Here is a 21,346-nt window from a genome sequence, read left to right as displayed (position 1 = left end):
CATGAATAAAAAGTTTGCATGGCATAAAGAAGCTGAACGTAAATGGGACGATCGTGTTGATTTTTGGAACCAGAACAGTAAAGACATGTGGGATGAAGGAAGTCGGAAAACGATCATTCCCTTTATGCAAAAACATATTGCACCAGATGCTTCCATCGCGGATATCGGCTGCGGGGATGGGTATGGCTCCTACCGTTTACATCAGGCAGGATATCAAGTGACAGGGATCGATATATCTCCAGCGATGGTTGAACGAGCCAAACGTCAGCTCAAGATAGAGGAATTGACGTTTATGCAGGGGGACCTGGCTGGATTGGATATAGAAAAAGAAAGTTTTGATGCCATCATGGCGATCAATTGTCTGGAGTGGACAGAAGTTCCTTCTGATGGCTTAAAAGAAATGATACGAATCCTTCGTCCAGGCGGGAAGTTATGCATTGGAGTTCTCGGTCCGACAGCGGCCCCACGTAAAAATAGTTACCGCCGGTTATATGGGGAAGACGTCATCTGCAATACGATGATGCCGTGGGAATTTGAAACGATGGCTGAAGAAATGGGCTTGAAAGTTATCGATGGTCACGGTGTATATAAACGTGGAGTGAGTGATAAACGGCTGAAGGGCCTCCCGGTTGAATTACAGCAAGCACTGACTTTCATGTGGGTATTCATGCTGGAAAAAAGACTTAATAAAGCTTGATAAATGAAGGTTTCTAGTCAGTTACTGAACGGACAAGTGTAAAATAGCAAGAAACTATTTACTTCGTGTGTTTAACTTTTCTTCCCTTAAGGAAAACTAACCAAAATGGAAGGAGAGATGACAGCGATGAACAATCAGGAGTTAAAAGATAAAGTATTCCAGGTATTGGAGAACAATAAGGTAGGAACTTTGGCAACGGTGAAAAATAACCGTCCCCATTCCCGCTACATGACGTTTTTCAATAAAGAATTAACATTATATACCCCGACCAACAAAGAGACTCATAAAGCTGAAGAAATAGAAGCTAACCCCTATGTGCATATCCTGATCGGCTATGAAGGAGAGGGATTTGGAGATGCCTACCTGGAAGTAGAAGGGAAAGCTGAAATTAAAGAAGATAAAGAGCTGAAGGAACAGTTTTGGAATGATTATATGAAAAACTGGTTCGATGGCCCGGAGGATCCAGAATACATTATTCTTAAAATCACTCCAGAACAGGTTAGGCTGATGAATAAAGGAGATACTACACCAGAAACCCTGGAACTATAATAAGAAAACGCGCCCTGGCTTAGCTGGGACGCGATTTTTTTATTATGGTGAGAGTTATGCTGTTGGTTTTTGGTGCTTGCCTTCTTAATGGTGCAATGCATGTTGAATCGTTTCATTCAATACGTTCAATACATGTTCGTCATCATGAGAATAATAGATGGAAGTTCCTTCACGCCGGAATTTAACGAGGCGCAGATTTTTTAAGAAACGTAATTGATGAGAAACAGTCGATTGGCGTAGGTGGAGGTGTTCAGAAATTTCGTTGACACTGAACTCCCGGTTGAATAACAAATTCAATATCCTGATTCTTGTTGGGTCCGATAGTGCTTTAAAGGTTTGAGACACGAGAAATAATGTTTCCTCGTCCAGGTCTACAAAGTTAGAATCATCCATGCTGCACCTCTCCTTTTTCGTCATCGTTTTCCATGACGGAACATCGCTCATCCTCATACTCGATCTCGATCGTAATATGGTCTAAGTGGATGGGTTCGATAATTTCCTTTACTTGCTCTTTGATTGTACAGACTTGGTCTTTGGTAGCCCCTTTAGGCACTACGATATGAGTGGAGAAAGCGTGATGCTCCCCATCCAGGGACCAAAGGTGGGTATGGTGCGTCGACTCTACATTTGGCAGTTGGTTCATTTTTTCAATGATATCATGGTAATCGATATTTTCAGGGACGCCTTCTAAAAACAAGCGCATCGTTTTAAACAGATTCTTGACTACGTTATATAAAATGAAGATCGTGATACCGATGGATGCGATTGGATCGAGAATTGGTAAATCTGTAAAGAACATGACGATACTTACCAGCAGGACAGCTGCCCAACCCAAAACATCTTCAAGCAGATGCCATGTCATCACTTTCGAATTCATCGATTCCCCGCCGCGCAGCCGGAAAACAGCAGCACCATTAACGATAATACCTAATATGGCAAGGATAATCATTCCCCCGGCATCCGGTTGCTCAGGGTTTAGTAACCGTGGGATGGCTTCTGTCAAAATGAAGACCGACCCGACAATTAAAACGATGCTGTTGATCAAGGCTGCCAATAAAGAAAAACGCTTGTAGCCAAAAGAGAAATTCTTTGTTTTCCCTTTTTTAGAGAAATTCTGAAGGAACCAGGCAAGCCCCAAAGACAAGGAATCGCCTAAATCATGGAGCGCATCGGATAAGATAGCCATACTATTTGTCATAATGCCGCCGATGATTTCTATGATAGTGAAAGTAAAATTAAGAAAGAATGCCACTTTTATATTACCTGTCGTATGGTCATGGTGATGATGATGGTGTGACATGTTAAGCCCTCTCTTCTTTAATTTGTTTATATGAGTATATGTGCATATATGTATCGTATGTAAATTAGACAGAAATGTCAACAATAATTAAAGAGCAGTAACAATGATAATTCATATATTATGCGCTACAATGTACGATAACTTATATCTTTTTGGAGGTGGAGAATGATAGCAGCCCAGCCTTATATCGATACAGTCAGGAAAGTGGATATTGATGGACAGCATTATGTGGAAACCAATCATGAACTGGTATTGACTGAATGTGAAATCACTTCGCGTGACTATCGTTTTGCCTTGAAAAACGTTTTTGATATCTCCTACCGCCCAGTCAGGGAGGGGATAGGATTATTGTATTTACACACAAATCAGGGGGTGATCCCATTCAAATTAAACACACCCCCTGATGAATTCATTGCTGCCTACAAATCAATCAGATAGTACGTTAGAAGTCAGTAGGCTGGACCTTTAAAAGTCTGCGTTCAGCCTTGTAGTAATCAAGTTCATGATCAGTCATTAAAGACAGGTCATATAATTTATCTAGCAAGTACTTCCTGTCCATGTCATAAATGAACTCCGTACCGATATGATCCACTGTATTATTGGCGAAATCCCAAAGTGCATCATGTTTATCGGGGTCGATGGTTTGGGCTGCCAACGTGAGGGCGACGATTATTTCTGTGATAATCGGATAATTTCCTCGTGCATAATGCCGTATATATCCGAACCCTCGATATAAATAATAACCGAAGTCCTCGGAGTCCATGATGATTCGCACTTGTTTTTCTTTATCATTCAAATAAGGGGTGAAGGTGATATAACTATCAACCGAAACAAGGAGGTCTGCCATCTGATGGATCGTATTGATGGTAGTGTTCGGGTCGTTATTCCCGATACCTTTGACCCCGATTTCAGCTAGCTTGGTCATACCCATTTTTATGTCTTGAATCTCCGTTTCTTTATGACCGATCTCAATAAGACTGCGGTATTTCTCTTCATCTACATTTTCTTTACCTGGCCCCCAATAGGAAAAGAGCCGGTTATTTTCTAAACTGAAATCACCCACTTTTGCATGCAGCTTGATGATAATGTCATCTTTTCTTGCTTCTTCTAATATAGTTTTGAACTGGATTAATTGAATGTATCCTACTCGTGGAGCGGTGACAATCACTTCTTCGCCTTTGTAGCGATCATATAAGTCACCGGGTTCTTTGGTCCGGTATTCCTCTAGTTCATTACGGAGCGATTCTTTAATGATTTCTTTTGAAGCATCGTTCATCGTAATGGTTATATTATGCACCTGCATCCAGGTGACAGCGTGGTTAATGAAGAAAATAAAAACCATTACGGTAAGGAAAGCGAGAAGTACTGTTGTCCCGGGGATGGCTACAAAGTATTCATTCCGCTGGCTGGTGACAAACAGGAAGACGACGAGTACATACACAAAGCTTCCATGGAAAATCCCGAGTACATGCTGCGTTTTTCGATCAGCGACGAAGTTTACCAGCATCCGAGGTGAAAATTGACCGCTGAATGTCGTCAATACAACAAGGACGGAGTTCAACGTAAAGGCACTTAGAGTCAGAATGCCACCGATCAGTGCGGCTAGCAACGTCTGGGAAGAAGAGGCCTGAGCATGTAAGGAGGAAGGTACATATTGTGATAATTCCACTTGATAATCTAAATAGAGTGTAATTGCAATAAGCAGTAAAGCGGATGCAACATAGACAAAAGGTGTAAACCACAGCGTTTTTTGAAGCTCATGCTGCCGCTGTCGTTTAGACATTTGAAAGTATTTTTGTAAGTCGATCGGCAAAAATTTAGTCAACATGCTTAAATCCCCCTTTATAACTATAATATTTATTGAATAATAGGCAGTTTCCCTGTCTAAAGTCGGATAAAACCGGAAATGAGAGTTTAAGGATGATATTTTCTAGTTTCTAACAATTGTATACATTTATTCGATCACACTAAGGAGTGAAAGCCATTGGAATGGAAGCAACAGTCTTTTCAACAATTATCTAATAAGAAGTTATACCAAATCCTGAAATTAAGGGTGGATATATTTGTAGTAGAACAAGAATGCGCGTATCCGGAGCTGGATGGCTACGATGAAGTTTCCACACATCTTTGGGTTGAAGAAGCCGATGAGATCATTGCTTATTGCAGGTTAGTGCCTGCAGGGGAAAAGTATCCATATGTTTCGATTGGGAGAGTGCTGGTCAACCAGGACTACCGGAGACAGGGATATGCCGAGCAGCTTATGAATAAAGCTGTTGCAGCTATTAAAAAGCGAGGTGGGGTGGAGGAAGTATTCCTTCAGGGTCAAGAACATCTTCTCCATTTTTATAGCTCTTTCGGATTCAAGGAGATCTCAGATGTCTATATGGATGATGGCATCCCCCACGTTGATATGTTGTTGAAGCTTGAGTGACCCTTGAAACGCTTGAGCATCCTCTATTGTTTGAATTCTTCTGCCAGGTGGAAAATAGGATATGTACAATAAAACATTGGAGGTATTTAACGATGAGCCAAGAACAGTTCACGAAACAATATATCAACGGAGAATGGCTAGAAGGCTCAAGTGATAAAAAGGTAGAAAACATCAATCCTTATACAGAAGATGTGATAGGAGTCATCCATTCGGCAAATGCAGAGGATTTGGATAAAGCTTATAAAGGCGCAAAACAGGCACAAAAAGAATGGGAGAAGGTGCTTCCCGCTGAAAAACAAGCTTATTTTGAAAGGCTTGTCCAAGTGATGGATAATCGGAAAGAGGAAATAATCGATTGGCTGGTCAAGGAATCAGGCAGTACAAAAATCAAATCAGAAATTGAATTTCAGGCAGCCAGAGCGATTGTGAAAGAGTCTGTTTCCTTTCCGACAAGGATGACAGGTACGATTTTACCTTCCAATACGCCCGGAAAAGAAAACCGTGTGTATCGTAAAGCGAAGGGAGTAGTAGGTGTCATCGGTCCATGGAACTTCCCATTCCACTTAGCGTTGCGTTCGATTGCTCCTGCAATCGCAACTGGTAATACGGTAGTAGTGAAACCTGCATCAGATGCACCGGTTACCGCTGGGCTGTTAATTGCGGATTTATTTGAGGAAGCTGGATTTCCGGCAGGTGTATTGAATGTAGTGGTCGGCCGCGGTTCTGAAATCGGAGATGACTTCCTGACTCATCCGATTCCCAAAGTATTTTCCTTTACAGGTTCCACAGAAGTAGGCAGTCACATTGGTGAACTTGCAGGGAAAAACATTAAAGAAACGACGCTGGAACTAGGCGGTAATAATGCCATGATCGTTCTCGAAGACGCAGATATCGATAAGGCTGTAGAAGCAGCTGCATTTGGAAAATACCTGCATCAGGGACAGATCTGCATGGCGATCAACCGAGTCATTGTCCATGAGCAGGTCCATGATGAATTTGTGGAAGCATTCAAGAAGAAAGTAGAAGGGCTGAAAGCTGGGGACCCGTCCGAGGATAATACGGTAGTAGGACCATTGATCAACCGTGACCAAGTCGAGCGTATCCAGAACGACATTGAGGAAAGTGTCCAGCAAGGAGCAACGAAGTTGGTTGACGGCGATGTCAAAGGCAACCTGATGGATCCGATCGTATTGACCGATGTGACCAATGAAATGCCGATTGCAAAAAATGAAATTTTCGGTCCGGTCATGCCGATCATCCAAGTGAAAGATGAAGAACAGGCAATCCGGTTTGCTAATGGCACCCCTTATGGGTTGAGCGGTTCCGTCTTTACAGAAGATCGTCACCGTGGTGCCCTGGTTGCTGATCAAATTGAAACAGGGATGATTCATATCAATGATCAATCTGTAAACGATGAAGCACATGTAGCCTTCGGCGGTGAAAAAAATTCCGGTGTCGGCCGTTTCAACGGCCAGTGGGCCATCGATAAATTCACAACTGAAAAATGGATCAGTGTGCAAAATGAATATCGTGAATTTCCATTTTAATTCTGAAAGGAGGGGAGTAATCCCCTCCTTTTTTAGCTAATTCAATTATAGGGCAGAAAAGTCGAAGACTTGATTTCGTGATATTGTTGGAGTTTAGGGGCTCCGGGAAACGATTCGCTTTCCGTGGGCGTGTGCTGAGTCTCCTCAGGCTTCGCCTTGCGGGGCCTCAGCGATCCCGCATATCCCACAGGACTTTGAATTTTCATCTTGACCTAACCCACGCACGAAGGAAATGCGTACCATTTTCGAGGAGTCTCACCGTTTCCCTACGCCCCTTTACCATAGGAAGTTCTCGAAATCATCTATTGGACAGGCCCATCATAATGAAAAAAGACATTTTGCCCTTTATATATGCGTCTAGATGAAGGTTTTAGTTATACACTTACTGAAGGGTCCGTTTAGTACAAAACTGGCTGGATGGGAAGGGGAACGGCGAGACTCCCGCGGGAGAAGGGGCTAGGCGAGATCCCGCAGGGCTTTAGCCCGAGGAAGCTTGCCAGGTCCCCCGCAGGAAAGCGAGTTGTTTCACGAATCATCCCCTTTATCTCATGGTAACGGACCCCATTATCTCGAAGCTGAGTCTTCAATTAAAGGGAGATTACCTGTAACATTAACACTGATATTTAGCGGAGCCTAAAGTTAAAGTATGAAACTTTCCAACCCGAGAATCGTATAGGTTAATAACACGATTCTGGAGGAGGATAAAGAATGAATACAGGTGAAGGTTGTATTAAATGTGGCAGCACTGACGCCACTACAAAAGATGTATCAATGACAGGCTCCGGGTTATCAAAAATGATGGATATTCAAAACAATAAATTTACGGTTGTCTCTTGTGAAAACTGTGGCTACTCGGAATTTTATAATAAAAAAGCTTCCGCTGCAGGAAATATCTTTGATTTCTTTTTTGGTGGATAGTGTAGAAAATCTGTCCTGGCGTTCATGCCGGGACAGATTTTTTTGATTTATGTTGAATCTATAATCAAAATAGTATTTGATAAGTCTGGAAAGGGAAGGGAAAAATTTGCAGTTTAACTTTTATTCAAGAAAGGTAACTATATAGAAGGATAGGAACTCATTACTGTTAGTAAGGAACAATAATTATTATTTATCCCTTTTAAGGAGTGGTTAGATGGAACAACAAACTCAAACTCAAGCACAAAACACACCAGAGCAAAAAAATAGTAAACTAGTGAAGGCGATGGTAATCGGTGCAGTTGCTGGGGGAGCACTTGCAATGATCGATTCTACAACACGAAAAAAGGTTCTTGATAATACCAATCAGGCAAAAGAAACGATTTCGCAATTTGCCGCTGATGTGAAGGAGAACCCATCGGGTACAAAAGAGGATCTCATGGAGCGTATCCAGGATACATCTGCTGTACTAAGAGAGGCAGTTGCCAGCCTGCGGAATATCTATGAAAAAGCGAATGAAGATATTTTGGATAAAGTAACCGATGTGCAGGATGATGCAAAAGAAGCGATTGCTGCTACGAAGGAAGCTGGAGAAGAGCTTCAAGAAGCTGGTGGCAAGATTAAAGAAGCAAAGGATGAAATGGTCAACGACACTGATGCTTCTACGGCTAATAACACGCAGTCTTCATCGAGCGATGCATCATCTCAAAATAAAAATCAATAAACCAAAACAGCCTCAGGTGATGAGAGGATCTGTCACCTGAGGCTGTTTTATATTTATTGGGCTATATTAGCGGAAATCTCGTGTATCTTCCAATGTACGGCTCGTGAGGGCATACCCAACAATAGTAACGAGGGCCGCCAGGAAAAAGTAAAGGGTTCCTTTTTTCATGAAATAACCTCCTCAAGATATAGTGCTTGGAAACCGTTTTAGAATGGGCGGAACTTTCCTTTTTTCAGTGTTAACTTTGGACCGCCAAGCAGGAAGAGCCAACGATTATCAATAACCTTTTTCATGGAAGAGGCTGTCTTTCCGTATAGTTTCTTATCGTCAAATACGGTTCCCATGGCGTCAGACTTTCCAAGAGAAGCGACGGTTCCTTTGTTATCGAAAACAAAAGATTCCAACGGTTCGTTATGAAGCAATGCTTTGATGTTAGTGGAACAGGTACCAGCGTGCTGCATGGCAGACTGAGCAGTCGGCGGGTATGGTCGGTCTTCTTCTTTATTCATTACCCATGCACAGTCCCCGAGAATAAAGATATTGTCTTCGCCTGGGGCCAGGAGCGTGTCTTCCACTGTGACTTTCCCCTTTGTCAATTCGAATCTTGATTTACTTAGGATAGAGTTTCCAGTGACCCCTCCTGTCCATACGATCGTTCCGGCTTTGATCTCTTCGCCTTCGTTGACGACGAAAGCGTCTTCTTTACACTCAGCGATTTTAGCGCCTTCCCGGAACTCTACACCACGTTCTTCAAGAGATTTTTTCGCATAGGCAACAAGCTCTTCATCAAAACCAGGCATGATGGAAGGTGCAGCTTCCACATTGATGATGCGTGGAATGTTCGGATCGATATCATACTTTTTACAAAGTTTAGGGACCTGTTCAGCAAGCTCTCCGACGAATTCGATTCCAGTGAACCCGCCTCCACCGACAAGTATAGCCAGGCTTTCCTCTTTTGGATTTTCTTCATTGTTGTATTTGGCGAACTGGTATTCAATATGTTCGTAAATTTGACGGGAACTATCCACATCCTGAATGAAAAATGCGTTTTCTTTCATCCCTTTGATTCCGAATGTGTTGGTTTCAAAGCCAAGTGCGATGACAAGATAGTCATAGTCAAGCTCGCCATTTTCCAGGGACACTTTTTGTTTGTCTTTATTCACTTTGACCACTGAATCATAGACTAAGCGTACCCGATTCGGGTTGATTACATCGCTGATCATAATACGGGCCTGATTGGTATTGATTGTACCTGCCGCAACTTCATGAAGCCAGGTTGTTTGGTAGTGGTAGTTATGCTTGTTTACAAGAACAATTTCTGCTTCTTCCGGGCTAAGTTTTTTAGTCAATTGCTTTGTTGTCATCATACCGGCATATCCAGCACCAAGGACAACAATTCTCGGTTTGTTCGTGCTCATTTCATATACCCCTTCCGATGTTGGAATTTAAAGCCTGTTTCATTTGCTATATTATTCACTTTCCCATGTTAGCAAAGTTTTAATATAAATTATAGCAATATCCGACTTATCAAGATAGAATTCGGCAAATATAGGTGAAAAATGTTGGTTTAGTTTCGTGTTAATTAATATGTGGTACAAGTCTGAAGGACTAGACTATTTTTAAATACCAAGCTGAAAAGCTTAGAGGCAGGAGTGTGGAGATTCGTGAAAGCGATGATCATAGCCAACCCTTCTTCCGGCAAGGAAAATGCGTTGGAATACATTGAACAGATAGAAGCAATATTAAAAGAAAAAGGGTACGAGTCTACGGTCAGCAAAACGGAGAAAGAGTTGGACGCCACTTATTTTTGTCAGGATGCCTGTACCAAGGAATATGATATGGTCGTTTCCTTAGGCGGAGATGGAACATTGCATGAGACCATCAATGGGCTGGTGGATCAGGTCCATAGACCAAAGTTGGGGATTATTCCATTAGGTACTGTCAATGATTTCGCCCGTGCTTTGAATATCCCTCTTGATCCAGAGGAAGCAATAAAGCTGTTGAAATCAGACCATACCAAGAAGGTGGATATTGGGGAATTCAACGACCGTTATTTTGTCAACATTGTAGCAGTCGGTGCTATCGCGGAAGCTACTTATGATGTCACACCAGAGCAAAAGACGAAGTTAGGACCGCTTGCCTATGTGTTGGAGGGGTTGAAAGAGTTAACTTCAAACAGGGCTTATCCTTTGAATATTGAATATGATGAAAAGAAATGGGAGGGAGACTCCTTACTATTTCTGGCTGCTTTGACACGGTCTACCGGAGGGTTTGAAAAGCTGACACCTGAAGCGAAGGTAGATGATGGCATGCTGCATTGCTATGTCATCAAGCAGGTTAATATGATCCGGTTAGCTTCTATCGCAACAGCAATTCTTAAAGGAGAATTAAAAGAAGAGGAAGATGTTGAATACTTTACGGCTAAACATCTGAAAGTTTCATCCCCTGAACCCCTAGTGACAAATGTAGATGGCGAACAAGGGGATCGCTTACCAGTTGAGATGGAAGTGAAGACAAGCCATATCGAAGTGATTGTACCTGAATTGAATTGATTTTTTAACTATAGTAAATTTACAGTGTACCGATTGTTCATTAGGAGTGTCAGCATTGAAAAAAGATGTCGATGATTATCTGCAAGAAGGAATATATGGAGCAAGGGAAACAAAGCCGGCTGAGAGGAAACGTTTTTTAGGTACGCTTCGTGAGCGGATCGTATTAGCTCTGACCAAAGGGCAAGTAATGAAGAATAAAGGGTTAGATGACTTAGAACGGGAGATAAAGGCCAATCCCAAAGCCAAGCTGCTTTTGAATGGCAATATCAGCTACCGTTTTTTGAAGGACTATAAAGCTGTGGCTGATAAACATGGCATGCATCATACTACAATATCAAACCGAGAAACGCAGACAGATATCGGAGCTGTACTTACCTATGATCATGCGATTGAAAAACAACAAATTTTCCTCGAAGAAGCGGAAGAAGAAAGTACCAGCGAAACGGTGCAGGAAAATAAAGGTATCACCGGTTTTTTGAAGAAAATATTTATAGGTAATTAAAGAAGCCCCCATAGCGGCAGGCGATATGCCGCTATGGGGGCTTCGTTTTTAGTTAGTACAACTGTTTATTTCGTTTTGTATGGTAAAGGCACCGACTTGTATTCAGGCGTTCGACTCCGCCTGTTCCTGACGTTTTTTCATTCTTTTAGTCAAGAAGCCACCTTTGAATGTGCGTGGTTCGTACGATACGACAAAAGCTTTAGGGTCCATGTGATCAATGATTTCCATGAACTCTTTTTCGCGGTTTCTTTTCGCCAATACATCCAGTCGATAACGGTGGTCTTCTATACCTTCACCGATATAGGTGGTAACACCGAAGCCGGATGCCCGGAGAGTTCGGACTAATTCCTCGTTCCGATTCATTAGATTAACCTGGAAGGTTACATAGCCGATTTGCAGTTTGGTTTCCAGCATGCTCCCTAGGAAAAGCCCGATACCGAACCCGAAAGCATACGCGACCATATTCCATATATTTGATAAATCACTAAATACGAGTCCTAAAGAAATGACATAAATAAACCCTTCAAAAATTCCAATGAAGGCAGCGACATTGCGAATTCCTTTAACGACTAGTATGGTACGAATCGTTACAATTGGCACTAGTACTAACTGGGCAACAAAGATGATTAATGCTTCCATTACATATAACACTCCAATAACTAAGACGTTTTAAATTCAATTATAATACTTCATTACCTTTAAGACTATTAAGGAAACTTTAATTTTATGAAACTCTTCATGCCGAGCGGTCAATCAGGGGTAACTTGATGAATGATTTTTCGCAATATACGGAATGTTTTCAATGGTTTGGGGATTAATGGAAGAGGGTATATTTCTGCAAGATTTATAAAGTAAAGGAGATTTTCTTATGTCACCAGACCAGATAGGTTTTGCATTAATTTATATATCCATCTTTTTATTATTAGGAAAATTGATACGTATCAAAATACCGCTTTTTCAGAATTTATTCTTACCTTCATCGATCATTGGCGGCTTTTTAGCACTTATTTTAGGTCCTCAAGTATTGGGAAAGCTTTTCGCTGATGATCATTTCCTGGCAAATGGGGTAATGACAGAAGGGATTCTTCAGGTATGGGAAGCATTGCCTGGACTTATGATCAATATTGTCTTTGCGGCATTATTTCTCGGGGCAACCACACCTACATTAAAGAAAATATGGAATTATGGCGGGCCGCAGTTAGCCTTTGGCTGGGCGATTGGCTGGGGTCAGTATGTAATTGGTTTATTGGTCGTATTATTGATTTTAGTTCCGTTTTACGATATTCCTCCAATGGCAGGTGCGCTCATTGAAGTTGCTTTTGAAGGCGGCCATGGAACAGCTGCCGGTATGGCAGGAACCTTTGAGGAACTTGGTTTTCCGGAAGCCTTTGACCTGGCCATCGGCCTTGCAACGGTCGGTATCTTATCTGGGGTCATTTTCGGAATCATCTTGATCAACTGGGGGATCCGCAGCGGAAAAACAAAACTTGTAAAGAATGTAAAAGACTTTTCGCGTTTGAAGAAACAAGGAATTATGGAATTCCAGAATCGTGAGCCAGCAGCAAGTATGACAGTGCGTCCAGAATCGATCGAACCTTTGTCGTTCCACTTTGCAATCGTTTCTTTGGCTGTTTTGATTGGTTATGGATTATTACAAGGTTTGATCTGGCTCGAAAGTGTGACTTGGGGAGCCTGGACAAACAGTGAAGTAATGACTTATGTTCCGTTATTCCCTATCGCTATGATTGGTGGAATTCTATTGCAGCTGATTTTTGATAAGACAGACCGTCATGAAGTGGTCGATCGCAGAATGATCGCCCGTATTCAAGGTTTTGCACTGGATATTCTTATTCTAACAGCCATAGCTTCTGTATCCATTGATGTGATCGGAGAATACTTTGTTCCATTCCTTGTTCTGGCAGTCGCTGGTATCGCGTGGAACATTGCTGGATTCTTGATCTTAGCTCCGCGAATTATTCCAAGGTACTGGTTTGAACGTGGAATTGGAGATTTTGGCCAATCCATGGGTGTCACAGCAACTGGACTATTACTCATGAGAATTACAGATCCCGATAATGACTCACCGGCATTCGAAGCCTTCGGGTATAAGCAGCTTGTTTATGAGCCTTTACTAGGCGGCGGGCTAGTGACTGCACTATCTGTACCAATAGTCGCCCAATTCGGAGCAGTACCCATGCTCGTAGTCTCTGCAATTATGTCTACCATCGGTGTGCTTACCGGAATATTCTATTTCGGGAAAAAATAAAAGTTGCGGCTGATAGGAAAGCAGCTAATGGAGTGAAAATAATTATTTCCTGGGGAATATTGTTGAATGGTGAAAATAATTGTAAAATGTTAGTATCTAATAACAGAAAAAGCGGGTGGAGAGATGGATATAAGAAGTATGCAGCAAGTAATACAGATGCAGGCCATGTCAGCAATGAGCGGAGGAAAAAGCTCCATGGCGGACAGTTTGATGGATATGGCCTTTCAAAGTCTTTTGCAGGCAGCTATGTCCACAGAACCTGAACAAAAATCACCATCTGCTGAACCAGTGAGTACCGTTACTGCTTTCCAGACTCAGCCAAATCCTGCGACTTTTTCATTAAACTCGTCACCTAAACCCTCCAGTACAGGAAGGGAAGCTATTGACCAGTTGATTGAAAAGGCGTCAAAGACATTTGGAGTGAAAGAAAACTTGATTCGTTCAGTCATCCAGCATGAATCAGATTTTAATGCATCTGCGGTCAGTCATGTGGGTGCGCAAGGACTGATGCAGCTGATGCCGAATACCGCAAGAGGACTTGGGGTCACGGATGCATTTGATCCGCAGCAAAATATTATGGCTGGCACTAAATATTTGAAACAAATGCTCGATCGCTATGCGGGAAATAATGAACTTGCTTTGGCAGCCTACAATGCGGGACCGGGAAATGTAGATAAATATGGGGGTATACCACCTTTTAAAGAAACACAGAATTATGTTCGCAAAGTGTTATCAAAAGTATGAAAAAAAGACCGCAGTGGAAAGATTCATCTTTCACTGCGGTCTTTTTGATCAGTCTTCAGATGGTAGATTCTTGCTCATTTCCATGTACTCTACAAAGACATTTGCTAACACTTTCAAACGGTTGAGGACATCTTCGTCAATCAATTCACCCTGAGTTGAAAAATGATTCGTATGGGTATAAACATAATTTGGTGTTACCAGGCAACGGAAATAGTTGAGAATAGGCTTCAATTGATTTTCAATTACAAGGTGATGTTGAAGTGTACCTCCATTAGCCACGATGGAAACCGGCTTATACCGCATTGCTCGTGGAGATAAGCCATCAAATAAGTTTTTAAGTGTCCCTGGGATCGATCCTTGGAAAATCGGAGTAGCTATAATATAAGCATCTGCTTCTTCGATTTGCTTGATCAGTTTTTGCATATCATCATTGTACTGATCATTCGGTCGACCATCGATGAATTGCATTTCAAAATCTTCCAGATTAATGATGTCTGTCTCATATTTATCAGATACTTCTTTAATGAATTTTTCTGTTTCTTCTAGAAGGGTTTTGGTTTTATTTCCAACGATGGTGCCGTTGATTAATGCAATTCTCATCCCTTTTCATCTCCTTTATCAGAAAGTGACCTGCCATAAGTTTAATGTTTTCTCAATCCATTGATAATGTTAAATCATTCGCTGGAAATTAGCAATTATCGACTCTGAGCGCATCGCTTTCAAGATAAATTGAGTGAGAATTGGGAACATACCTATTATATGGGAAGGAGATGGATGTGTGATGGTAAGGATATGGAGACGTACAAAGTTCATCTTACAAGTTCGCAAATCACTTCCTTTTTTGAAGGATTTTTTTACCTCATCTGAAGTCAAGCGCTCCCATAAAGGGTTATCAACATTATTATTTCTGACTTATTTAGTTTTTCCGTTTGATTTGATTCCGGACTTTATTATTGGGCTTGGAATTATAGATGATTTAACAGTACTTGCTTTCATTTTACAGCAACTAGTGAAAATGGCACCTGAGTCATTGAAGGACAAACATGGGCTCAGAAAAGTTTGAAAGACTTGGAAAAAAGGAATAACAAATAATGCTTGAATAATACGTAGAGGAGTGAGAATAAGATGAGTGATATATTATTTACTGCCCATGCTACTGCGAATGGCGGGCGTGATGGACATGTGAAATCAGATGATGGAATGATCGACTTAAATGTGGTAATGCCTAATGAAGACAAAGATGAAAAAGGAACAAACCCAGAGCAGCTTTTTGCAGCTGCTTATGCCGCTTGCTATGATGGAGCTTTGAATCTTGTGGCAAGTAAAGAGAAGAAAGAGATAGATTCAACATTAAAGGCTGATGTCAGTTTAATGAAAGACCCTGAAGATAATGGGTTTAAAATAGGAGTTGTCTTGAATATAGAAATCAAAGGTGTAACCCAGGAAGAGGCGGAGTCATTAGCACAATCAGCCCACCAGGTTTGTCCATATTCTAAAGCTACCCGAGGAAATGTGGATGTGCAGTTAAAACCGAAAGCAGTATAATTAAGGAAAGAAAGGTCTTGAGTCATTCTGTGACTTAAGGCCTCTTTTATTAAGTTATCTCTGTCAAATCTAGTGTTGATTTTAAGGTAAGCTTCCTTTACTTGAAGAGTCAGTTTCGAGAGAAACTGTTTCCGTTACGTTTGGGAGCGTTTGGAGGTCCGGGAAATCACTCGCTTTCCATGGGCATGTGGTGAGCTTCCTCAGGCTTCGCCTTCCGGGATCTCACCGATCCTATTCATCCCATAGGAGTCTCGCAATTTCCCGGACCTCCTTGCGTTAAGTGAGCAAAACGGAAACTTCGGTATGCCATCCTTCAAGCATAGGGAGAGCTACTCATGAAAATGTGCTTATAACATGCATCATAGGTTTATATGGCTTATGGAAGACATCTTCATTTATGGCAGGGATTCGTTTCTCTCATCCTTCGGATGGGGTGGTTGGGAAACTGCGAGACTCCCGCGGGAGAAGGGGTTAGGCGAGATCCCACAGGGCGATAGCCCGAGGAAGCTCGCCAGATCCCCCGCAGGAAAGCGAGTAGTTTCCAAGCCACCCCTAACGCTTTTATGGTAAAGAACCTTGAAACTGAGTCTTCCATAATACGGTCCAATTGTTGAATAAGCCTTTTTTTGAAAACAACTAAAACGTTTAACCGAAGGCCATTAAATTGATAAATAGAGGTGAGGCGGAATGATACGAATGGTGTTGTTGAGTGAATGGAAATCACATTTGCCTGATGGTTTAGAACACAGGATTATGAATTTAGTTGGTAAGGATAAACCAAAGTTAGGTTATATTCCATCCCAAACAGATCTGGAACGTACATATTTTTACTCTGCAAAGCAGCAGCTTGATCAAGCAGGTTTTATAGATTACCTATACTTCGATGTTGACCAGGCGTTTGAAAAGAAGCTATTGGGGAATTTAGGTAACTGTGATGCAATATTTTTATCTGGTGGTAATACTTTTCATTTCTTAAGTAGATTAAGAGAAAGGAACTTGCTTAGCTGGCTTTGTGACTATGTAAAAAATGGTGGGGTGTTGATCGGTGTAAGCGCTGGTGCCATGATTTTGACAGAAAACATTCTGGCAGCTGACTATGTGGATGCCAAGTATTTAGCAGGTTCACCCTTACATCCATCCGAGTATGGAGGAGCAGCTCTGGCTGGTTTTCACTTTTATCCGCATTGGCAGGGAGATTCGAGGCAAATGGAAGCAATAAAGGCATTAAAAGAAACAGGAAGAAAAATCTATGCCTGCCCTGATGGGAGCGGAATTGTCATCGAAGGGAATAAGCGTGAATACTTCGGCCATGTGATTGAATTTTAAAGGAGGGGACGGGTGATGGAAAGCATCATCGTCGTATTAGTAATAGTGATATTACTTGTAGCTAGCATCAGCTGGATGGTTCGTTCCAAGCGAAAAAGCACGAAACATGAGGTGGAGGCTGAGAAAGAAATGGAAAAGGATCGCCATCAACAAAGACCGCCAATGCCTTAATCGTAGTGAAGGAGACCAGCTTGAGCTGGTCTCCTTCTGTCTCCCTTTTTCAAATCAACAAGACCAATATTTGTTTAGCGATGAACAGGGCGACTAGTAAGCAAATGATGGTAAGGATCATCAGGAAGTGTTGAATATATTTTTTTAGAAAACTGGCAGTAGGGTCTGCTGTCTGCTGAAATGATTCATTCATCTGGGGCTGTTGCTTGTACCGGATCATATAGCCTATGATGATCACTAATACAATCGTTAAGGAATTGAGTTGTCCCTCCTTAAAAAGTTGGTTCAATGCTTTATCGTAAAGTAAGTAGATGGGATCTTTAACGACTGGATAGTAAGTGGCCGGGCTGATAACAGGTGCATTTTGGGAGTGAAGAGGAGAGGAGGAAGCTTGCAGGGAATAAGCAGATTGGTTAGATGTAGTGTGGTTGGATGTGTCAGACCTGCCTGTATTGATCTCACTTTCTTTCTCTATAGACTTGTCAACCTTTAAGGAGTTTGTTCCAAATGAGTCACCTTCGGACGTTGATGGCAGTTCATCGCCATTGGAAAGGGGGACGGGAGACTGGTCAGATGCTTGGACATCGGCGTTCAGGCTTTTGGACGTTTGATCAGCGTGAGTAACCATTCCGCTTACAATCAGGCCTGTACCTAAAGCGACAGCAACGAGAAATGTTTTCATCGTCATTTCTAGACCTCCCTTTAATTGTTATACTATAAATATATCACAAAATTCTGACAATATTATTGGGAAAGAAGATAAGGAAGAGTGTTGAAAAATAGCTGTTTTTGGACAAGGTTGGGAAAATTTTCACCATAGGAAGGAAGGGAGGGAGAAAAAGGGCAAGAGAAAACCGTCTTGTTAAGACGGTAAAATTAATCATGAATTAAACATTACTCATTGACTTTACCTCGGGATAATCAGAATCATTTCCTGCAATGTCATGGGAGGCATATCCAGCTGTGGAGACCAAAAACAAGACACCGAATACCAATAACAGCTTCTTCATATTAAGACCTCCTTCCCCTGAAAATCTGATTGAGCAGCTATTTTAAAGTACTGGGCGGAAAGTTTATATTTCTTATTCTCATAATAGATTTCCCCCAATAACTTTAAAGCGTCCTGGTATTCCGCAATTTCATTCGCTTTTTCAAAGTAAGGAATAATTTCTTCTCTTAATGTTTCTATGAAAATCTCTTGTAATAGCGTACCTTCTATTTGATGAAGCAAGATAAAGTGTTTATATAGATATTTGAGATCCTCAAATTCCGCTGCTATTTTATGACCTTTTTCGGTATAAAATTTCGCTTTTGGTATGTTTTTGACAGAATAGTGTGTGAGCGCAAGTAAATATAGCGTATTGGAAGGATTCGTTTGTTCGTTTTCTTTTAAACACAGCGCTGCTTCTAAGTAATCTACAGCTTCCTCATGTTGTTTATTATTTATGCAAATATAGCCAAGGTTATGATACACTTTCGCTCGCACCACGTTTGTTAAATACCCGTTAGCCGAATGGAGTATTTTTTGAAAGTATTCTTTGGCTATTTCATAGACATGGAGTAAATTATAGTTAATGGCAATCAACATACAGCACTCAATTACTTTTGTGTAGTTCAGGGTAGTCTGGTACATATCCAGTGCTTTTTCTGCGTACAAGATCGATTCGGCAAAGTTGCCGAGTCTGCTATATACATATCCCATATGATAGTAAAGCTCGCTATCGTCCAATGGCAAGTCTGCAATCGTCTTTTTTGCTTGTTTCAATTCTTTTATGGAACAATTCCATTCATTTTCGAGCATGTAATAATATCCAAGTATTTTATGGAAGTAATAGCGGTATTCCAGGTTTGAAGTTTCTTTGATATTTTGTAAGATGGCTATTTTTTGAGAGGGGTCATCTAATTTACCGAGGGTGAAGGCGTATCGGAATTCAAAAATCATAAACAAATTGTTCAATTCAGTATGAAAATTTTTTGACAGCGATTCCTTTAGTGATTGGTGAATATCTGCCATGGTAGTGTAATCGTTGTGCTTGATGGATTCATGCCAGCTATGCAGGCGGTCGTAAATGACACTATCAAATGAGTCGTTAAGAGAACTAAGTTCAAGTCCCAGCCGCTTACCCAACAGTTCATAAATCTCATCGCTCGGTTTGATTAAGTCATGTTCAATCTTGCTCAAATAAGAAACGGAACATATCCCAAAAGCAAGCTCTTCCTGAGTCATCTGCTGTTTAATCCTCTGTTGCTTGATTAACCCTCCTTTAATGGTAACCCCCTCCTTTCTATATTTTCAATATTATACCAAATGTGCGAACACTTGTGTTTTTTTCGACAAAAATAGAAGCGAGAATAGAAAAAACACTTTATTTTGCAAAAAAATTTTGAAAAATGAGTCCTCTCTGGAATAATAAAGTATAATAATGGAATTGATAGGAGGATGGTTTAATGGATTTTGATACGCTATACAACCCTTATCCCTCACAACGGATGACTACATATGGAAAGAATGGAATGGTGGCGACTTCACAGCCACTAGCGGCACAGGCTGGCATTGAAATGATGAAAAAAGGCGGCAATGCCATCGATGCTGCCATTGCTACAGCAGCTTGTTTGACTGTTGTAGAACCAACATCCAATGGGATTGGTGGAGATGCATTTGCGCTTGTATGGATGAAGGATAAATTATATGGCTTGAATGCCAGCGGACCATCACCACAATCGATTTCAATTGATGCTGTCAAGGAAATGGGACATAAGGAGATTCCGGTTCATGGCTGGGTGCCTGTAACTGTACCAGGAGCACCAGCAGCCTGGGTAGAACTTTCTGAACGGTTCGGTAACTTATCTTTAAAAGAAACATTAGCCCCTGCGATTGCTTACGCGGAAGAAGGTTTCGCTTTAACCCCGATTCTCGGAAAGTTTTGGCGAAAGGGGTACGAGGTATTCAAACAAACCCTGAGAGATGATGAGTTCAATTATTGGTTTGAAACATTTGCTCCTGAAGGCCGGGCGCCAGAAATCGGTGAAGTATGGTCTTCTCCTGATCACGCGAGGACATTGCGTGATATAGCAGAGACCAATGGAGAATCCTTTTATCGTGGTGAAATAGCTGAAAAAATCGATCAATTTTCAAAAAGCTATGGCGGGTTTTTACGTAAAGAAGATCTGGCAGGTTTTCAACCGGAATGGGTAGATCCTATTTCAGTAAACTACCGTGGTTATGATGTATGGGAAATTCCGCCGAACGGCCAAGGGCTGGTGGCATTGATGGCCCTCAATATAGCCAAAGAATTCGACTTCTCAACGCAGCATTGTGTTGCCGATTACCATAAACAAATAGAAGCAATGAAGCTGGCATTTGTAGATGGACTCACGCATATTACGGAGCATGGTAGTATGAGACATACCGTTGCCAGTCTTTTATCTGATACATATGGCAAGAAAAGAAGTTCGTTGATTGGAGAGCAGGCTATGTTGCCGCAGCCTGGCGAGCCACCTAAAGGAGGCACGGTTTATCTGGCAACCGCAGATAGGGAAGGAAACATGGTATCATTTATCCAAAGTAATTATATGGGCTTCGGATCTGGGTTAGTGGTACCAGGGACAGGGATAGCTCTGCAAAACAGAGGCCATAATTTTTCATTCGATCCTAATCATGTCAACGCCCTTGAGGGTGGTAAAAGAACCTTCCATACGATTATTCCCGGCTTTCTTACAAAAGAAAATCAAGCAGTAGGACCCTTCGGTGTAATGGGTGGCTTCATGCAGCCCCAGGGTCATATGCAAGTAGTCAACAATTTAATCGATTATCAGTTGAATCCGCAAGCGGCTTTAGATGCGCCAAGGTGGCAATGGGTTGAAGGGAAACAAGTAATTGTGGAGCCGTCCTTTCCAAAAGAAGTGGCACAAGCATTGGATAGAAAAGGTCACCAAATCAAGGTAGCTCTTGATTCAGGAGCATTCGGTAGAGGTCAGGTCATCCTCCGTAATCAAGAATCCGGAGTTTTAGCTGGCGGTACAGAATCACGTACAGATGGATCAATCGCTGTCTGGTAGAGCAGGAGAAGGGTGATA

The 21,346-nt window shown here is 41.6% G+C and carries 25 protein-coding genes; 16 read left to right on the top strand and 9 right to left on the bottom strand.

The features are described from left to right. Nucleotide 1: 1 nt before the first annotated feature. A complete protein-coding gene (locus ACGTN9_RS15595; RefSeq protein WP_499594287.1) occupies nucleotides 2-697 on the top strand; it encodes a class I SAM-dependent methyltransferase in 696 nt (231 codons plus the stop codon). 126 nt (nucleotides 698-823) lie between these two features. Beyond that, nucleotides 824-1,246, top strand: a complete 423-nt coding sequence (locus ACGTN9_RS15590; protein WP_499594332.1) for a pyridoxamine 5'-phosphate oxidase family protein — start codon at nucleotides 824-826, stop codon at nucleotides 1,244-1,246. Between the two features lie 84 nt (nucleotides 1,247-1,330). On the opposite strand, the gene ACGTN9_RS15585 is transcribed toward ACGTN9_RS15590, so the two are convergent. Continuing rightward, a complete protein-coding gene (locus ACGTN9_RS15585) occupies nucleotides 1,331-1,639 on the bottom strand; it encodes an ArsR/SmtB family transcription factor (protein WP_499594285.1) in 309 nt (102 codons plus the stop codon). Beyond that, entirely contained in the window at nucleotides 1,632-2,546 is a 915-nt protein-coding gene (locus ACGTN9_RS15580; protein WP_499594283.1) for a cation diffusion facilitator family transporter, read from the bottom strand. Before ACGTN9_RS15580 ends, ACGTN9_RS15585 begins: the two co-directional genes overlap by 8 nt. Before the next feature lie 165 nt (nucleotides 2,547-2,711). Between ACGTN9_RS15580 and ACGTN9_RS15575 the strand changes: the two genes are divergently transcribed. Then, nucleotides 2,712-2,984, top strand: a complete 273-nt coding sequence (locus ACGTN9_RS15575; RefSeq protein ID WP_499594281.1) for a hypothetical protein — start codon at nucleotides 2,712-2,714, stop codon at nucleotides 2,982-2,984. Nucleotides 2,985-2,988: 4 nt separating this feature from the next. On the opposite strand, the gene ACGTN9_RS15570 is transcribed toward ACGTN9_RS15575, so the two are convergent. Beyond that, entirely contained in the window at nucleotides 2,989-4,374 is a 1,386-nt protein-coding gene (locus ACGTN9_RS15570; protein ID WP_499594279.1) for a DUF2254 domain-containing protein, read from the bottom strand. 156 nt (nucleotides 4,375-4,530) lie between these two features. Between ACGTN9_RS15570 and ACGTN9_RS15565 the strand changes: the two genes are divergently transcribed. From ACGTN9_RS15565 to ACGTN9_RS15550, 4 genes are all read left to right on the top strand, one after another. Continuing rightward, nucleotides 4,531-4,977 carry a GNAT family N-acetyltransferase gene (locus ACGTN9_RS15565; RefSeq protein WP_499594277.1) on the top strand — a complete coding sequence of 149 codons (447 nt, stop codon included), beginning with the start codon at nucleotides 4,531-4,533 and terminating at the stop codon, nucleotides 4,975-4,977. 92 nt (nucleotides 4,978-5,069) lie between these two features. Continuing rightward, nucleotides 5,070-6,524 carry an aldehyde dehydrogenase family protein gene (locus ACGTN9_RS15560; RefSeq protein WP_499594275.1) on the top strand — a complete coding sequence of 485 codons (1,455 nt, stop codon included), beginning with the start codon at nucleotides 5,070-5,072 and terminating at the stop codon, nucleotides 6,522-6,524. Between the two features lie 708 nt (nucleotides 6,525-7,232). Then, nucleotides 7,233-7,442, top strand: a complete 210-nt coding sequence (locus ACGTN9_RS15555; RefSeq protein ID WP_499594273.1) for a zinc ribbon domain-containing protein — start codon at nucleotides 7,233-7,235, stop codon at nucleotides 7,440-7,442. Nucleotides 7,443-7,656: 214 nt separating this feature from the next. Next, entirely contained in the window at nucleotides 7,657-8,163 is a 507-nt protein-coding gene (locus ACGTN9_RS15550) for a YtxH domain-containing protein (protein WP_499594271.1), read from the top strand. 206 nt (nucleotides 8,164-8,369) lie between these two features. Here the strand turns inward: ACGTN9_RS15550 and ACGTN9_RS15545 are convergent, their stop codons facing one another. Beyond that, nucleotides 8,370-9,581, bottom strand: coding sequence for an NAD(P)/FAD-dependent oxidoreductase (locus tag ACGTN9_RS15545; RefSeq protein ID WP_499594269.1), 1,212 nt, complete (start codon nucleotides 9,579-9,581; stop codon nucleotides 8,370-8,372). A 255-nt stretch (nucleotides 9,582-9,836) separates the two neighbouring features. Between ACGTN9_RS15545 and ACGTN9_RS15540 the strand changes: the two genes are divergently transcribed. Beyond that, nucleotides 9,837-10,715 (top strand): diacylglycerol/lipid kinase family protein, encoded by an 879-nt coding sequence (locus ACGTN9_RS15540; RefSeq protein WP_499594330.1) that lies wholly within the window; start codon nucleotides 9,837-9,839, stop codon nucleotides 10,713-10,715. A 55-nt stretch (nucleotides 10,716-10,770) separates the two neighbouring features. Next, nucleotides 10,771-11,217, top strand: a complete 447-nt coding sequence (locus ACGTN9_RS15535) for a YueI family protein (RefSeq protein WP_499594267.1) — start codon at nucleotides 10,771-10,773, stop codon at nucleotides 11,215-11,217. Nucleotides 11,218-11,319: 102 nt separating this feature from the next. Here ACGTN9_RS15535 and ACGTN9_RS15530 read toward each other — a convergent pair whose 3' ends face one another. After that, nucleotides 11,320-11,856 (bottom strand): DUF2179 domain-containing protein, encoded by a 537-nt coding sequence (locus ACGTN9_RS15530; protein ID WP_499594265.1) that lies wholly within the window; start codon nucleotides 11,854-11,856, stop codon nucleotides 11,320-11,322. Nucleotides 11,857-12,085: 229 nt separating this feature from the next. Here ACGTN9_RS15530 and ACGTN9_RS15525 point away from each other — a divergent pair, with 229 nt between their 5' ends. Then, nucleotides 12,086-13,483: a sodium/glutamate symporter gene (locus ACGTN9_RS15525; RefSeq protein ID WP_499594263.1), complete on the top strand. Its 1,398-nt coding sequence runs from the start codon at nucleotides 12,086-12,088 to the stop codon at nucleotides 13,481-13,483. Nucleotides 13,484-13,606: 123 nt separating this feature from the next. Then, nucleotides 13,607-14,227: a lytic transglycosylase domain-containing protein gene (locus tag ACGTN9_RS15520; protein ID WP_499594261.1), complete on the top strand. Its 621-nt coding sequence runs from the start codon at nucleotides 13,607-13,609 to the stop codon at nucleotides 14,225-14,227. 48 nt (nucleotides 14,228-14,275) lie between these two features. On the opposite strand, the gene ACGTN9_RS15515 is transcribed toward ACGTN9_RS15520, so the two are convergent. After that, nucleotides 14,276-14,827 carry an NADPH-dependent FMN reductase gene (locus ACGTN9_RS15515; RefSeq protein WP_499594259.1) on the bottom strand — a complete coding sequence of 184 codons (552 nt, stop codon included), beginning with the start codon at nucleotides 14,825-14,827 and terminating at the stop codon, nucleotides 14,276-14,278. Nucleotides 14,828-15,008: 181 nt separating this feature from the next. On the opposite strand from ACGTN9_RS15515, the gene ACGTN9_RS15510 reads away from it, so the two are divergent. The 4 genes from ACGTN9_RS15510 (at nucleotide 15,009) to ACGTN9_RS15495 (ending at nucleotide 17,269) form a co-directional block, all read left to right on the top strand. Next, nucleotides 15,009-15,290 carry a YkvA family protein gene (locus ACGTN9_RS15510; RefSeq protein WP_499594328.1) on the top strand — a complete coding sequence of 94 codons (282 nt, stop codon included), beginning with the start codon at nucleotides 15,009-15,011 and terminating at the stop codon, nucleotides 15,288-15,290. 62 nt (nucleotides 15,291-15,352) lie between these two features. Continuing rightward, nucleotides 15,353-15,772 (top strand): organic hydroperoxide resistance protein, encoded by a 420-nt coding sequence (locus tag ACGTN9_RS15505; protein ID WP_499594257.1) that lies wholly within the window; start codon nucleotides 15,353-15,355, stop codon nucleotides 15,770-15,772. A gap of 687 nt (nucleotides 15,773-16,459) precedes the next feature. After that, entirely contained in the window at nucleotides 16,460-17,098 is a 639-nt protein-coding gene (locus tag ACGTN9_RS15500; RefSeq protein WP_499594255.1) for a Type 1 glutamine amidotransferase-like domain-containing protein, read from the top strand. A gap of 15 nt (nucleotides 17,099-17,113) precedes the next feature. Further along, nucleotides 17,114-17,269 carry a hypothetical protein gene (locus ACGTN9_RS15495; RefSeq protein ID WP_499594253.1) on the top strand — a complete coding sequence of 52 codons (156 nt, stop codon included), beginning with the start codon at nucleotides 17,114-17,116 and terminating at the stop codon, nucleotides 17,267-17,269. A gap of 49 nt (nucleotides 17,270-17,318) precedes the next feature. On the opposite strand, the gene ACGTN9_RS15490 is transcribed toward ACGTN9_RS15495, so the two are convergent. The 3 genes from ACGTN9_RS15490 to ACGTN9_RS15480 form a co-directional block, all read right to left on the bottom strand. Beyond that, nucleotides 17,319-17,957: a hypothetical protein gene (locus ACGTN9_RS15490; RefSeq protein ID WP_499594251.1), complete on the bottom strand. Its 639-nt coding sequence runs from the start codon at nucleotides 17,955-17,957 to the stop codon at nucleotides 17,319-17,321. A 199-nt stretch (nucleotides 17,958-18,156) separates the two neighbouring features. Beyond that, a complete protein-coding gene (locus ACGTN9_RS15485; RefSeq protein WP_268744502.1) occupies nucleotides 18,157-18,279 on the bottom strand; it encodes a hypothetical protein in 123 nt (40 codons plus the stop codon). Next, nucleotides 18,276-19,523 carry a helix-turn-helix domain-containing protein gene (locus ACGTN9_RS15480; RefSeq protein ID WP_499594326.1) on the bottom strand — a complete coding sequence of 416 codons (1,248 nt, stop codon included), beginning with the start codon at nucleotides 19,521-19,523 and terminating at the stop codon, nucleotides 18,276-18,278. The genes ACGTN9_RS15485 and ACGTN9_RS15480 overlap by 4 nt, the downstream gene beginning before the upstream one ends. Before the next feature lie 194 nt (nucleotides 19,524-19,717). On the opposite strand from ACGTN9_RS15480, the gene ACGTN9_RS15475 reads away from it, so the two are divergent. Then, nucleotides 19,718-21,328, top strand: coding sequence for a gamma-glutamyltransferase family protein (locus tag ACGTN9_RS15475; RefSeq protein WP_499594249.1), 1,611 nt, complete (start codon nucleotides 19,718-19,720; stop codon nucleotides 21,326-21,328). Nucleotides 21,329-21,346: the final 18 nt, after the last annotated feature.

This window comes from Halobacillus sp. B23F22_5 (genome assembly GCF_043497085.1).
GTDB lineage: Bacteria > Bacillota > Bacilli > Bacillales > Halobacillaceae > Thalassobacillus.
The sequence above is the reverse complement of the archived record's forward strand: the minus strand, read 5'-3'. Positions and strand labels throughout refer to the sequence as shown.